Below are 13,689 nucleotides of genomic sequence, written 5' to 3'. Positions count from 1 at the left end.
GCGAGTGACGCACCCATGCGCCTATCCAATCTAGCCGATTATGCCGTGGTCGCCATGCGCGCCGCCGCCGGCCATTGCGGATCGCAGATGTGGAGCGCGGCGCAATTGGCCGACCAGACCGGCCTGCCCGCACCGACGGTGCAGAAGCTGGTCAGCCGGCTGAGCGCGGCAGGGCTGCTGCGGTCCACGCGCGGGGCGAATGGCGGGATCAGGCTGGCGCGCCCGGCGGCCGCGATCAATCTCGCCGACATTATCGAGGCGGTGGAAGGCCCCATCGCCATGACCCAGTGCAGCGACGGCCCCAGCGGCTGCACCATCGAACACAGCTGCGGCGCACGGCCGCATTGGCCTCAGGTCAATCGCGCCATTCGCGGCGCGCTTGAGAATATCACGCTCGCCGATCTGGCGAAGGAGGATGTGGCGGCATGAACGACGCCCTTAAGAACGAGACGGTGGAACAGGTTCGCGCTTCGCAGGAAGAAGCGATCGAGAAAGACCGCGCCGCGCGCGAAGCGGCCAAGTCGCTCGAGACCTATGAATTCGGCTTCCACTCGGACATCGAGCAGGAATTCGCCGACAAGGGCCTGTCGGAAGACACCGTCCGCTTCATCTCCGCCAAGAAGGAAGAGCCGGAGTGGATGCTGGAATGGCGTCTGAAGGCCTATCGCCACTGGCTGACGCTGACCCCGCCCGACTGGGCGAAGCTGAAGATTCCGCCGATCGACTATCAGGACGCCTATTACTACGCGGCGCCCAAGAAGAAGCCGACGCTGGAATCGCTGGACGAGGTCGATCCCGAAATCCTGCGCGTCTATGAAAAGCTGGGCATTCCGATCGAGGAGCAGAAGGTGCTGGCGGGCGTCGAGGGCGCGCGCAAGGTGGCGGTGGACGCGGTGTTCGACAGCGTCTCGGTCGCCACGACCTTTCGGAAAGAGCTTGAGGAAGCGGGCGTCATCTTCCGCTCCATCAGCGAGGCGATCAAGGAATATCCGGATCTGGTGAAAAAGTGGCTGGGCAAGGTCGTGCCCATGCAGGACAATTTCTTCGCCACGCTCAATTGCGCGGTCTTTTCGGACGGCACCTTCGTCTACATTCCCAAGGGCGTACGCTGCCCGATGGAGCTGTCGACCTATTTCCGCATCAACGCGGAGAACACGGGCCAGTTCGAGCGCACTTTGATCGTGGCCGATGAAGGCAGCTATGTCTCCTATCTCGAAGGCTGCACCGCGCCGATGCGCGACGAGAACCAGCTGCATGCCGCGGTGGTGGAACTGGTCGCGCTGGACGATGCCGAGATCAAGTACTCGACCGTGCAGAACTGGTATCCCGGCGATGCCGAGGGCAAGGGCGGCATCTATAATTTCGTGACCAAGCGCGCGCTGTGCCAAGGCAAGAACAGCAAGGTTTCGTGGACGCAGGTGGAAACCGGCAGCGCGGTGACGTGGAAATATCCGTCCTGCGTGCTGAACGGCGAGAATAGCGTGGGCGAGTTCTACTCGGTCGCGGTGACGAATAATTATCAGCAGGCCGATACCGGCACCAAGATGATCCACAACGGGAAGAACACCCGTTCGACGATCATTTCCAAGGGTATCAGCGCGGGCAAGTCCAGCAACACCTATCGCGGCCTGGTCCGCGTGGGGGCGAATGCGGACAATGTGCGCAATTTCACCCAGTGCGATTCGCTGCTGCTGTCCGACACCAGCGGCGCGCATACCGTGCCCTATATCGAGGTAAAGAACCCCACCGCCCAGATCGAGCACGAGGCGACCACGTCGAAGATCAGCGACGACCAGCTGTTCTATGCGATGCAGCGCGGGCTGGGCGAGGAAGAGGCCGTGGCGCTGATCGTCAACGGCTTTGCCAAGGAAGTCCTCAAGGAACTCCCGATGGAATTCGCGGTCGAGGCGCAGAAGCTGCTCGCGATCAGCCTGGAGGGGTCCGTTGGTTAATTCGGATGGCATGACGGTCAATGAACGGCTCTTCACCGCTGGCCTGATCAGTGAATACGAAGCAGCCAAGGAAACGGGTGATCTTGCAGTGATAAACGCGGTGCTCGCCAAAGTTGGCTTGCAACAGGATGCAGACGGAATGAATTCGGCAATCGAAGATAACGCAGGCGCTGGTCGAAAAACCCTCCAGATCAAGCCCGCGTCCGAGCAGGACGATGCCGCGCCCGCAATCCGCAAGAAGGGCCGCGGGTGGGAGATTTCGGAATCCCGCCTCGACACGCTGCACGACCGGGCGCGCGAGATGCGGCGCAATCCCAGCGAGGCGCACAAGGCGCTGGCCGACAGGTTCGCCGAGGCGGATCTGGGCAAGTACAGCTTCAAGCGTTTCGCCGTGGTCGGATCGGCGATCGTCGACTTCAACTGCCACAACCTCGGCATGGCGATCGACATCGACGAGGAAGGCGAGAGCGAAGCGCTCGCCACGCGCCGCGACAAGAGCCTTGAGGCCGTGGGCATCAAGGTCATGCGGCTGAAGGCGAGCGACATTCTGGAAAACATGGACGCCGTGCTCGACCGGATCACCGCCGGCATGCGCATCCGCATCGGCGAACGCCAGACCGCGCGAGCCAAGCACTTCGAACAGAGGCGCGGCACCGGGCAGGGCTACAAGCCCCGCACCTTCCGCGCAGGACCGAGAGAAGACTGATGTTGAAAATCGAAAACCTCCACGCCGAGATTGATGGCAAGCAGATCCTCAACGGCCTGACGCTGGAAGTCGGCGCGGGCGAGGTGCATGCGATCATGGGCCCCAATGGCGCGGGCAAGTCGACGCTGGCCTATGTGCTCGGCGGTCGTCCGGGTTACGAGGTGACGCAGGGCAGCGTGACCTTCAACGGACAGGATATGCTGGAGCTTGAGACGCATGAGCGTGCCGCTGCCGGGCTGTTCCTGGGCTTCCAGTATCCGGTCGAGATTCCGGGCGTTTCCAACGTGCAGTTCCTGCGCGAGGCGCTGAATTCGCAGCGCAAGGCGCGGGGCGAGGATCCGCTGACCGGCGGCGAATTCCTGAAGCTCGCCAAGGAAAAGGCCGCGCTGCTCAAGCTCGACATGGAGATGCTGAAGCGCAACGTGAACGTCGGCTTTTCGGGCGGCGAGAAGAAGCGCGCCGAGATGGTGCAGATGGGCATCCTCGATCCGAAACTGGCGGTGCTGGACGAGACCGACTCCGGCCTCGACATCGATGCGCTGCGCACGGTGGGCGAGGGGATCAACGCGATCATGCGCCAGCCCGACAAGGGCGTTCTGCTGATCACGCACTACCAGCGCCTGCTCGACTATGTGCAGCCCGACAAGGTGCATATTCTGGCCAAGGGCCGGATCGTGAAGACCGGCGGGCCCGAACTGGCCCATGATCTTGAGCGCGAGGGTTACGAGGCGCTGGGCGAAGAGGTCGGCGCATGAGCGAAGCGCTGGCCATACCCACGACGCGCGACGAGGACTGGCGCTATGCCGACCGCGATTATCTTGCGGCCGCCAACCCCGCCGCCATCAACCATTGGCGCACGCTGGACGTGCCGGCGGGCGAGACCCGCGTGGCCCATGCCGCCCATTCGTCGGGCGCGGAGGCGAAGGGATCGACCGACCGGCTGCGCGTCCATGTCGGCAAGGGCGGCCGGTTCGAATCGTTCCAGGTCATCGCCGGCGCGGGCTATACTCGCTGCGAGCTTGAGGTGACGCTGGAAGAAGGCGCGCATTTCGAATTCGGCGGCGTGACCTTGGGCGGCGGCGACAGGGTGCAGGAATTCGTCACCCGCGTGATCCATGCCGAGCCGAACGCGACGTCGAACCAGGTCGTGCGCGCGGTGCAATGGGGCCGGTCGACCGGCAATTTCCTGGGCCGGATCGAAGTGGTGAAGGACGCGCAGAAGACCGATGCTGCGCAGAACTTCCGCGCGATCCTGCTGGAAAAAGGTGCCAGCGCAAATACCAAGCCCGAGCTTGAGATCTTTGCCGACGATGTGAAATGCGCCCACGGCGCGGCCATCGGCGCGCTGGACGAGAGTGCCGGTTTCTACATGGCCGCGCGCGGCATCACGCCCGAGGTTGCGCGCCGCCTGCAGGTGCAGGCCTTCATCGGCGATGCGTTCGAGAATTGCAGCGATCCCGATGCGGCGGACCGCCTGCTGGAAGGCGCGCTGGAGAAGCTGGAAGGGGCGTCGATATGACCACCGACCTGCTTTCGCGCAAAGCCGATTTTCCCGGCATGGTCACGGCCGATGGCAAGCCGTGGCATTATCTCGACACCGCGGCCACTTCGCAGAAGCCGCAGGCCGTTGTCGATGCGATGAGCCGCGCCCTGGGCCGCGATTATGCGACCGTGCACCGCGGCGTCTATGGCCGCAGCGCCGAGATGACCCTGGGCTATGAAGCCGCGCGCCGCCGCGTGGCGGGCTTCGTCGGCGGGCAGGAGGACGAGCTTGTCTTCACCCGCGGCGCGACCGAGGCGATCAACCTTGTTGCTGCGACCTGGGGTGCAGCAAATCTGAATCCGGGCGACCGCATTCTGCTGTCGGTGCTTGAGCATCATTCGAACATCGTGCCTTGGCAGATGCTGCGCGAGCGGACCGGGGTGGAGATCGACGTCTGCCCGCTGACCGAGGATGGCCGCATCGACATCGATGCTGCACGGCAGATCGTTGATAAAAGGCATAAATTGCTGGCGCTGTCGCATGTGTCGAACGTGCTGGGATCGCGGCTGGACGTGGCCGCCGCGGCTGATCTTGCGCATTCGGTGGGCGCGAAATTGCTGCTCGACGGGTGTCAGGCGGTGCCGCGGCTGACTGTCGATGTTGCAGCATTGGGCTGCGATTTCTATGTGTTTTCGGCGCACAAGCTGTATGGCCCGACGGGCATAGGCGCGCTGTGGGCGAAGCGCGAATTGCTGCAGGCGATGCCGCCCTATCAGGGTGGCGGTTCGATGATCGACCGCGTCACGTTCGAGAAGACGACATGGGCCGACGCGCCCCAGCGGTTCGAGGCTGGCACGCCCGCGATCACCGAGGCGATCGCCTTTGCCGCCGCCGTCGATTATGTCGAGGCCATCGGCATGGACGCCGCCGAACGGCACGAGATGGCGCTGACCGCCAAGGCGCGCGAGGAACTGGGCCGGATCAATTCGCTGCACCTGTTCGGGCCGGAGGATAGCGCGGGGATCGTCAGCTTCACGATGGACGGCATTCACCCGCACGATCTGGGCACCATATTGGATGAAGAGAATGTCGCGATCCGCGCTGGGCATCATTGCGCCCAGCCGCTGATGGAGCATCTCGGTGTGCCCGCCACCGCGCGCGCCAGTTTCGGCATCTATTCGGATGAGGACGACATTGCCGCGCTGATCCGCGGCATCGAACGCACGATAAGGATTTTCGGCTGATGGATAGCCCAGAGACCCAGAACAACGACATCCGCGACGATGGCCGCGTGGTCGCCCCGTCGCCTTTTGACGAGATGCGGCCCCCCAACGAGACAGTGGCCGCCGAAACGGTCGAAAGCGTCGAGACGCCGCGCCGGGCGCGAGTGGACGATGCGGTCGATCCCGAGGCGGAAACCGCGGGCGAGAAGCTGGAGCGCAAGAAGGACTATCTCGAGGGTTTCCTGAAGGAGCGTCCGCAGAATGTCTCAGGCAACGAGCCGGGCGGCGAGCTTTACGAAAGCGTGATCGCCGCGCTGAAGGAAATCTACGACCCCGAGATTCCGGTCAATATCTATGATCTTGGCCTGATCTATGGCGTCGAGATTTCGGACGATGGCCATGCGCATGTCAACATGACGCTGACCACCCCGCATTGCCCCGTGGCCGAATCCATGCCGGGCGAGGTCGAACTGCGCGTCGGTTCGGTGCCGGGCATCGGCGATGCCGAGGTCAATCTCGTCTGGGACCCGCCATGGGACCCGCAGAAGATGAGCGACGAGGCGAAACTCGAACTGGGAATGCTGTGATGAGCGATACCAAGACCAGACCCGCCCCCAAGGCCGCCGTGACGCTGACCCCCGGTGCGGAGCAGCGCGTGGCCGAGCTGATGGCGAGGGCGCCCGAGGGCGCCATCGGCGTCAAGCTGTCGACCCCGCGGCGCGGCTGTTCGGGGCTTGCCTATTCGGTCGATTACGTGACCGAGGAGCAGGCCTTCGACGAGAAGATCGAGACCCCCGGCGGCGTGTTCTATATCGACAGTGCATCGGTGCTCTATCTGATCGGCAGCGTGATGGACTGGCGCGAGGACGATTTCGAGGCGGGCTTCGTGTTCGAAAATCCCAACGCCACCGGCAGCTGCGGCTGCGGCGAGAGCTTTACCGTCTAGCGCTTCTTCATCGCCGCGACACAGGCGGCGCGGTCGACATCCTGACCGTCGCTGCGCCGCGCGTCGACCCAGGTGGCGGTTTCGGTCGCGCCCTGGCGCGGCGGATAGAGAAACACGTCGAGGATGCAGCGCGTGCCGGTGAACTGCATCTTGCGCGCATCCGCTTCCCACACATCGAGGCGGGGGGTGCCGAACTGGCGGATCAGCGCGTCGGCATCGGCGCCGATCACGCCTTGCAGGCCCGGACCGCTCATCACCCGCGCCGCGCGAAAGCCGGTCGGCGGGGTGGCGGGGGCCTGCTGCGGCGGGACGGGCTGCGTTGCCGCCGGACGGGCGGGACGCGTCTGCTTGACCGAAGGGGCACAGGCGGCAAGCGCGGGCACGAGCGCCAGCGCGGCAATCAGATTGCCTTGAAATCTAAAGGGCATCATGGCCGTCTCGGGAATTCCCGGCTCTGCGCGCGGCGGCGCGGTGGACAAGGTGGGTTGCGGCTGCCGCGCCCAGGAAAGGCGCCAGCAGGTTCGCGACCGGAATGGCGAGCAGCCCTACCACCGCCAGCCCCAGCAGGAAACGGGTGGATGCGGCGAGAGGTGCAATACCCCGGCTCTTCCGGCCAGGGGCGGCAGGAACGGCGCCTTTCGGATGGCGCGCCCAGACCATGTCCTGCAATTCGCGGCCCAGAAGGAAGGCATTGACGGTGATGAACACGATGGCGGTGCCCACCCCCGTGACCGCCAATGCCAGCGCGATCGGCAGCGCCAGCGCGTTGAATGCCAGCGCGCGCGCCGCGCCTTTCAGCGCCATGGCGATTTCCTCGGAAAGCGGAATGTCGCGCGGTTTGAACGCGGGGTAATGCCGTTCCTCGACCAGCGAAACGATCTCGTCCGCGTAGAAATTGAGCACGGCCATCGCGACGATGCGCCAGGCCAGCCAAGCGCACAGCACGGCGGCGATCGCCGCGACAAGCTGGCCCAGCCCCGCGATCCACGCGCTTTGCGTGCCCGCCAGCCATTCGATCCCCGCATCGAACGCGGCGAACCCGCCCCAGAACACCAGTGCCAGCAGCGCCAGCGACACCAGCGCGCTTTTCACCAGCACCCGGATCACGCGCCGGTCCGCCATCTGCGCCGCGCCCAGCGCGAAAGCGCCCATCAGCGACAGCGTCTGCAGCGCATGACCTGTCAGTGCGGAGCGAGTGTCGGATGGAACCTGCATGGGCCGAAAGGGTAGATGGCCTGAAGGGCTTGCTGTCAACGAATTACGCCGATAGCCAAGCCGACATCCACGATCCGGGCGCAGGCCTGTCTGCCGCGCCGCTCTCCATAAGGACCAACATGACCCAGCCTCGCTTCGACGTTCTTGCCATCGGCAATGCCATCGTGGACGTGATCGCCACTTGCGACGACGGTTTCCTGGCCGAACACGCGCTGGACAAGGGCGCGATGCGGCTGGTCGATACGGCCGAGGCCGAGGCGCTTTATGCCAACATGGGGCCGGGGCGAGAGGTTTCGGGTGGGTCGGCGGCCAATACATGCGCGGGGCTTGCCGCGCTGGGCAGCCGCTGCGCCTTTATCGGGCAGGTCGCGAACGACCAGCTAGGCAGCGTGTTCGCGCATGACATCCGCTCGTCCGGCATCTTCTATGCCACCGCCCCGCGTGAAGGCGAGCCGCCGAGCGCGCGCTGCCTGGTGCTGGTCACGCCCGACGGGCAGCGTACGATGAACACGTTCCTGGGTGCGTCGCAGCATCTGTCGGCGGCGTCGATCGATCCCGAACTGGTGGCCGACGCCAAGGTGCTCTATCTCGAAGGCTATCTGTGGGATCCGGATGCGCCGCGCACCGCGATGCAGGGCGCGATCGAATGCGCGCGCGAAGCGGGGCGCGAGGTGGCGTTCACCCTGTCCGACGAATTCCTGCTGGATCGGCACGGCGACGATTTCCGCGCGATGATCGGGCGGGGCGAGATCGACATATTATTCGCGAACGAGGGCGAGGCGATGGCCCTGACCGGAGCGGACGACCTGGAAAAGGCGATCGAGTGGCTGGCGCCGAAACTGCCGGTGCTGGTGGTGACGCGCAGCGAAAAGGGCGCGCTGGCGATCCGCGGCGACGAGCGCGCCGAAGTGCCTGCCGAGCCGGTCGACAAGGTCGTCGACACGACCGGCGCGGGCGACAGCTTTGCCGCGGGGTTCCTCCACGGCCATGTGCAGGGCAAGAGCCTGAAGGACTGCCTGACGCTGGGCGCGGTCGCGGCGGCCGAGATCATCAGCCATTATGGCGCAAGGCCCGAGGCGAACCTGACCGAACTCGTGCGCGAGCGGTTGGGCTAGCGCTTCAGCCCTTCGCCTCGCGCGCGATTTCGCGCCAGCCGATGTCGCGGCGGCAGAAGCCGGTGGGGAAATCGATGGCGTCGACCGCGCGATAGGCGGCTGCCTGCGCCTGCGTCACGTTCGCGCCGCTGGCGGTGACGTTCAGCACGCGGCCTCCGCTTGCGACCAGCGTCTCGCCGTCGAGCTTCGTGCCCGCGTGGAAGACCTTTGCGCCGGTCGCTTCCGCCGCGTCCAGCCCACTGATCGCGCCGCCCTTTTCGGGCGTGTCGGGATAGCCGCTGGCCGCCATCACCACGGTCAGCGCGGTCTGATGCGACAGGCGCGGCGGGCGCAGGGCCGCCAGCCGGTATTCCGCCGCCGCCAATAGCAATTCGCCCAGGTCGTCCTCAAGCCGCATCATCAGCACCTGGCATTCGGGATCGCCGAAGCGGCAGTTGTATTCGATCAGCTTGGGGCCTTCCTTCGTCAGCATCAGCCCGGCGTAGAGCACCCCGCAATAGGGCGTGCCGCGCGCGGCCATGCCGCTGACGGTGGGGGCGATGATCTTCTCGATCACCTCGCCCTCCAGCAGGCCGGTCAGCACCGGCGCGGGGCTGTAGGCGCCCATCCCGCCGGTGTTGGGGCCGCTATCGCCTTCGCCCACGCGCTTGTGGTCCTGCGCCGATCCGAAGGGGACGATGGTGCTGCCGTCGGTCAAAGCGAAGAAGCTCGCTTCCTCGCCCGTCAGGAATTCCTCGATCACCACGCTGGCCCCCGCGCTGCCGAAGCGGCCGCCAAAGATGTCTTCCAGTGCCTCGCGCGCTTCATCGGCGCTTTCGGCGATGATCACGCCCTTGCCCGCAGCGAGACCATCGGCCTTGATGACGACGGGGACGGAGAAGCCGTCCAAGGCCGCCAGCGCATCGTCCAGGCTTTCGGCTTTCGCATAGGCGGCGGTGGGGATGTCCATCTCGTCGCACAGCGCCTTGGTGAAAGCCTTGGACCCTTCGAGCTGCGCTGCCGCCGCGCTGGGTCCGAACACCGCGACGCCCCCGCCGCGCAGGTCGTCGGCAAGCCCCGCGACCAGCGGTGCTTCGGGGCCGACGACGACGAGGCCGATCTCGCGCTCTTCGCAAAAGCGCATGACCTGTGCATGATCGGCCACGTCCAGCGTGACGAGCGCGGCGCAATCGGCCATGCCCGGATTGCCCGGCGCGGCGAACAGCCTGTCGCCGTTCTGCAGAAGCCGGGATTGCGCCAGCTTCCATGCCAGCGCATGTTCGCGCCCGCCCGAGCCGATCAAGAGGATATTCATTGCCGCGCAGTTCCTACGATAATTCCGCCGATAGTTCGGGCCTTGGTGAAGAAGCGCCGCTCCTAGCGCGGCAGCGTCCGGGCGACAACGCCGAGCCGCTCACCGTGTCCGAAATCTCGAACGCGCTGAAGCGCACGGTCGAGGACCGCTTCGGCCATGTACGGCTGCGCGGCGAATTGTCGGGCGTGAAACGCGCGGCGAGCGGGCATTTCTATGCCTGCCTCAAGGACGACAATGCCGTGATCGACGCGGTGATGTGGCGCGGCAATGCGCAGCGCCTGTCGTTCCGGCCCGAGGACGGGATCGAGGTGGTCGCGACCGGCAAGGTGACGACCTATCCCGGGCGCAGCAAGTACCAGATCGTCGTCGATTCGATGGAGATCGCGGGCGAGGGCGCGCTGCTGGCGCTGCTGGAGAAGCTGAAGGCAAGGCTGGACGCCGAGGGGCTGTTCGCGCCCGAACGCAAGCGGCGGCTCCCCTTCCTGCCTCAGGTGATCGGCGTCGTGACGTCGCCCACCGGTTCGGTGATTCGCGACATCTTGCACCGTCTGGCGGACCGGTTCCCCAGCCGGGTGCTGGTGTGGCCGGTGATGGTGCAGGGCAAGGGCGCGGCCGAGCAGGTCGCGGCAGCGGTGCGCGGGTTCGGCGCAATCCCCGAAGACGGTCCCGTTCCGCGCCCCGATGTGCTGATCGTCGCGCGCGGCGGCGGCTCGATCGAGGATCTGTGGGCCTTCAACGAGGAAGTGGCGGTGCGCGCCATTGCCGAGAGTCCGATCCCCGTCATCTCTGCCGTGGGGCATGAGACCGATACGACATTGGCCGATTACGCCGCAGACCTGCGCGCGCCGACGCCGACCGCCGCGGCGGAACTGGCGGTGCCGGTGCGTACCGAGCTGCTCAACATGCTGATGGAGCTGCGCCTTCGCAAACGGCGCGGGGTGCAGCGGCCCGTGCTGCTGGCGCGCGAAAGGCTTGAGAACTGGAGCCAGCGCCTGCCCGATCCGCGCGCAATCGTGGCCGAACGCGGCCAGCGCATCGACGATCTGGGCGAAAGGCTGCGGCGCGGCCTTGCGACGCGGGCGGCGCGGGCGCAGGGGCGATTGTCCGAAGCGGGCGGTTTCCTGCGGCCTGCCGTCCTGACCCGCATGGTCGCGCAGGAGCGGCGGCGGCTGGCCTCTGCCCCCGACATGCGCGTGCTGGTATCACGCATCCAGACGCGCCGGGCCGAGCAATTGTCGGCCACCGCGCGGCTGCTTAGCCAACTCGACCCCTATGCGCCGCTGGAGCGCGGCTATGCCGTGGTGACGGGCGCGAATGGCGAGACGGTGACCAGCCGCGCCGCCGCTTCGGCGCAGCCCGCGCTGACGCTGCGATTCGCCGATGGCAGCATCGATACCGTGCCTGCTGGCGGCGCTGCGCCCGCACCTGCGCCCGCAATGGCCCCTGCACTGGCCCCCGCACCGGCGCCCCGACCTTCCGCGCCCCGCAAGCGGCGCGATGAGGGCACGGACAGCACCGCGGACGGCAAGCCCCGCCAGCAATCGTTGTTTTAGCCGCCCATGATCGCTAACTAGGGCGGATGCTTATGAATTCCTCTACCGGACCTGCCAGGCTTCTTTACGGCCCCAACGGCTTTCGCCAGATGACGCCGGGCGACCATGTCGTCTGCGCGGTCACCGGCGCGCCGATCCCGCTCGACATGCTGCGGTACTGGAGCGTGGAGCGGCAAGAGCCCTATGCCACTGCCGAGATCGCGACCCAGCGCCTGATGTCCGGGGCATGAGGCTGGCGGCTTCGGCATCGCTTGCGGTGCTGGCTGCGGGCTGCACCGTCGTTCCGCAGGCCGACCGGCAGCAGGGCGTGCCGCAGCAGGCCGTGCCGCAGCAGGCCGTGCCGCAGCAATCCGGGACGCCAGCGGCCGCACCAGCGCCTGCCCCGAAACCCGCGCCGGCCCCTGCCGCACTGCCGCCCGCGCGGTTCACCTATGCGGGCGAGCTGACGCAGGGCGGCTGGATCCGCGGCATCGCGCCCGAAGGCACGGTAACGCTGACGCTGGACGGCGAGCCGGTGCCGGTCGCGGCTGACGGATCTTTCCTGGCGGCGTTCGACCGCGACGCGGGCGGCATTGCCACATTGGCCGCACAGCGCAGCGACGGGGCGACCGCGACGCAGGCGCTGACCATCGCGCCGCGCGACTGGCGGATCGAGCATATCAACGCCGCGCGCCGCACCGGCGGGCCGAGCGAGAGCTTCATGCAGCGCCGCCGCCCTGAGCTTGAGCGCATCTATGGCGCGCGCGCGATGCAGACGGGCGCGCAAGGCTGGCGGCAGGACTTCACCTGGCCGGTGAAGGGCCGCATCTCGGGCCGGTTCGGATCGCAGCGCATCTATCGCGGCGAGCCGGGGAGCTATCACACCGGGCTCGACATCGCGCCGGGTGCCGGCACACCCTATGTCGCGCCCGCCGACGGGGTGGTGGTGCTGGCGGCGGACGATTTTTCGCTTGAGGGCAATCTGCTGATCATCGACCATGGCAACGGTCTCAACAGCGCGTTCCTGCATTCGCAGCGGCTGGACGTGAAACAGGGCGACCGGGTGACGCAGGGGCAGCAGCTGGGCCTGATCGGGTCGAGCGGGCGTGCCACCGGGCCGCATCTGCACTGGAGCCTGATGTGGGGCAAGGCGCGGCTGGATCCGCTGCTGTTCACCGGGCCGCAGAACTGACGGTCCGTTCATGGCAATAGCGAGGCGCGCCGGCCGCAGACCCGTGCGGAGCATCGCGGTGCTGCTGTTTTGCGCATTCGTGCTGTTTGTGGTGTGGTTCCGGTCGCAGCCGCAATCGGCCAGCGGGTCGCAGGACATCGCGTTCTGCCCGATCGCTGCGGGGCAGGGCGCGGCCAAAGCGCTGGCGCCGCTGCGCCTGGTGGGCGCGTGGCAATTGACCGGCGATCCCGCGCTGGTGACCGGGCTGTCGGGGCTGGACGTGCTGCCCGATGGGCGGCTGATCGCGGTGGGCGACCGCGGGGCGCAGCTGGTGATCGTTCCGCCGGGGCTGACCGGGCCGGGCGCGCGGGCCGGGCATGACGTGCGCTCGCTCGATCAGCTGCCCGGGCTTCCGAAGGAAACGGACGATACCGAAACGGTGGCGGTCGATCCGGCCACGGGCCGGTTCTGGACCGCGATGGAAACCGACAACCGGGTGGTGCTATATGCGGCGGACGGGTCGCGGCAGGCCGACATCGATCCGGCCGCGATGGAGCAGTGGCCCAAGAACGTGGGGCCCGAAGCCATGGCGCGGCTGCCGGACGGGCGTTTCCTGATCCTGGGCGAAATGCGCGAAAAGGGGACGGACCGCACGTTCCCGGTGCTGCTGTTCCCCGGCGATCCGCTGGGCGGGGCCGAGCCGGAGCAGGCGCATCTGGCGATGCCGGGCGATTACAAGCCGGTGGGCGCGGCGGCGCTGCCCGATGGGCGCGTGCTGGTGCTGGGGCGCGACCTGCGCTTTCCGTTCAGCTTCTTCAGCCTGATCGCGCTGATCGATCCGCGCACGATCGGGCCCGCCGCGCTGGTGCGCGCGGAGCCGGTCGCCGCCATCAGGGGCGGCGTGCTTTCGGACAATTACGAAGGGATTGCCGCAACGTCTGGTGCGGACGGGCAGCTGACGGTCTGGCTGGTGTCGGACGACAACCAGCAGCAGATCCTGCAGTCGACCAAGCTGCTGAAGCTGGTGGCGGACCCCGCCGATCTATAGGACC

16 protein-coding genes are annotated in these 13,689 nt (G+C 66.8%); 13 read left to right on the top strand and 3 right to left on the bottom strand.

The features are described from left to right. Window positions 1–15 precede the first annotated feature (15 nt). The 8 genes from A9D14_RS13265 to A9D14_RS13230 all read left to right on the top strand — a co-directional run bounded on the left by A9D14_RS13265 (window position 16) and on the right by A9D14_RS13230 (window position 6,310). Window positions 16–429, top strand: a complete 414-nt coding sequence (locus A9D14_RS13265; protein WP_066847310.1) for an SUF system Fe-S cluster assembly regulator — start codon at window positions 16–18, stop codon at window positions 427–429. After that, complete coding sequence (sufB, locus tag A9D14_RS13260) at window positions 426–1,952, top strand: Fe-S cluster assembly protein SufB (RefSeq protein WP_083987927.1); 1,527 nt, start codon at window positions 426–428, stop codon at window positions 1,950–1,952. The genes A9D14_RS13265 and sufB overlap by 4 nt, the downstream gene beginning before the upstream one ends. A 139-nt stretch (window positions 1,953–2,091) precedes the next feature. Next, window positions 2,092–2,658, top strand: coding sequence for an endonuclease domain-containing protein (locus A9D14_RS13255; protein ID WP_083988074.1), 567 nt, complete (start codon window positions 2,092–2,094; stop codon window positions 2,656–2,658). Beyond that, window positions 2,658–3,413: a Fe-S cluster assembly ATPase SufC gene (sufC, locus tag A9D14_RS13250; RefSeq protein WP_066847305.1), complete on the top strand. Its 756-nt coding sequence runs from the start codon at window positions 2,658–2,660 to the stop codon at window positions 3,411–3,413. Before A9D14_RS13255 ends, sufC begins: the two co-directional genes overlap by 1 nt. Beyond that, the gene (locus tag A9D14_RS13245) at window positions 3,410–4,177 is read left to right on the top strand and encodes a SufD family Fe-S cluster assembly protein (RefSeq protein WP_066847302.1); all 768 of its coding nucleotides are present in this window, start codon (window positions 3,410–3,412) and stop codon (window positions 4,175–4,177) included. Before sufC ends, A9D14_RS13245 begins: the two co-directional genes overlap by 4 nt. Then, window positions 4,174–5,385 (top strand): aminotransferase class V-fold PLP-dependent enzyme, encoded by a 1,212-nt coding sequence (locus A9D14_RS13240; RefSeq protein WP_066847299.1) that lies wholly within the window; start codon window positions 4,174–4,176, stop codon window positions 5,383–5,385. The genes A9D14_RS13245 and A9D14_RS13240 overlap by 4 nt, the downstream gene beginning before the upstream one ends. Window positions 5,386–5,459: 74 nt before the next feature. Continuing rightward, the gene (locus A9D14_RS13235; RefSeq protein WP_066849205.1) at window positions 5,460–5,951 is read left to right on the top strand and encodes an SUF system Fe-S cluster assembly protein; all 492 of its coding nucleotides are present in this window, start codon (window positions 5,460–5,462) and stop codon (window positions 5,949–5,951) included. Next, window positions 5,951–6,310, top strand: coding sequence for a HesB/IscA family protein (locus A9D14_RS13230; protein ID WP_066847296.1), 360 nt, complete (start codon window positions 5,951–5,953; stop codon window positions 6,308–6,310). Before A9D14_RS13235 ends, A9D14_RS13230 begins: the two co-directional genes overlap by 1 nt. Here the strand turns inward: A9D14_RS13230 and A9D14_RS13225 are convergent. Beyond that, a complete protein-coding gene (locus A9D14_RS13225; protein WP_066849202.1) occupies window positions 6,307–6,738 on the bottom strand; it encodes a hypothetical protein in 432 nt (143 codons plus the stop codon). The genes A9D14_RS13230 and A9D14_RS13225 overlap by 4 nt on opposite strands. Further along, the gene (locus tag A9D14_RS13220) at window positions 6,728–7,525 is read right to left on the bottom strand and encodes an EI24 domain-containing protein (RefSeq protein WP_083987926.1); all 798 of its coding nucleotides are present in this window, start codon (window positions 7,523–7,525) and stop codon (window positions 6,728–6,730) included. The genes A9D14_RS13225 and A9D14_RS13220 overlap by 11 nt, the downstream gene beginning before the upstream one ends. 119 nt (window positions 7,526–7,644) lie before the next feature. Here A9D14_RS13220 and A9D14_RS13215 point away from each other — a divergent pair, with 119 nt between their 5' ends. After that, the gene (locus A9D14_RS13215) at window positions 7,645–8,640 is read left to right on the top strand and encodes an adenosine kinase (RefSeq protein WP_066849197.1); all 996 of its coding nucleotides are present in this window, start codon (window positions 7,645–7,647) and stop codon (window positions 8,638–8,640) included. Window positions 8,641–8,644: 4 nt separating this feature from the next. On the opposite strand, the gene purD is transcribed toward A9D14_RS13215, so the two are convergent. Beyond that, window positions 8,645–9,934, bottom strand: a complete 1,290-nt coding sequence (gene purD / locus A9D14_RS13210; protein WP_066847293.1) for a phosphoribosylamine--glycine ligase — start codon at window positions 9,932–9,934, stop codon at window positions 8,645–8,647. Here purD and xseA point away from each other — a divergent pair. The 4 genes from xseA to A9D14_RS13190 are packed head-to-tail and all read left to right on the top strand — an operon-like array spanning window position 9,934 to window position 13,685. Next, window positions 9,934–11,487, top strand: coding sequence for an exodeoxyribonuclease VII large subunit (xseA, locus tag A9D14_RS13205; RefSeq protein ID WP_066847291.1), 1,554 nt, complete (start codon window positions 9,934–9,936; stop codon window positions 11,485–11,487). The two genes, purD and xseA, sit on opposite strands and share 1 nt — an antisense overlap. 26 nt (window positions 11,488–11,513) lie before the next feature. Continuing rightward, window positions 11,514–11,717: a DUF2093 domain-containing protein gene (locus A9D14_RS13200; protein WP_066847286.1), complete on the top strand. Its 204-nt coding sequence runs from the start codon at window positions 11,514–11,516 to the stop codon at window positions 11,715–11,717. Continuing rightward, window positions 11,714–12,658, top strand: a complete 945-nt coding sequence (locus tag A9D14_RS13195; RefSeq protein WP_066847283.1) for a M23 family metallopeptidase — start codon at window positions 11,714–11,716, stop codon at window positions 12,656–12,658. Before A9D14_RS13200 ends, A9D14_RS13195 begins: the two co-directional genes overlap by 4 nt. A 43-nt stretch (window positions 12,659–12,701) precedes the next feature. Beyond that, entirely contained in the window at window positions 12,702–13,685 is a 984-nt protein-coding gene (locus tag A9D14_RS13190) for an esterase-like activity of phytase family protein (RefSeq protein WP_066847280.1), read from the top strand. Window positions 13,686–13,689 lie beyond the last annotated feature (4 nt).

Origin of the sequence: Croceicoccus marinus (assembly GCF_001661675.2) — a bacterium.
Lineage (GTDB): Bacteria > Pseudomonadota > Alphaproteobacteria > Sphingomonadales > Sphingomonadaceae > Croceicoccus > Croceicoccus marinus.
This window is presented reverse-complemented; position numbering and strand designations above follow the sequence as displayed.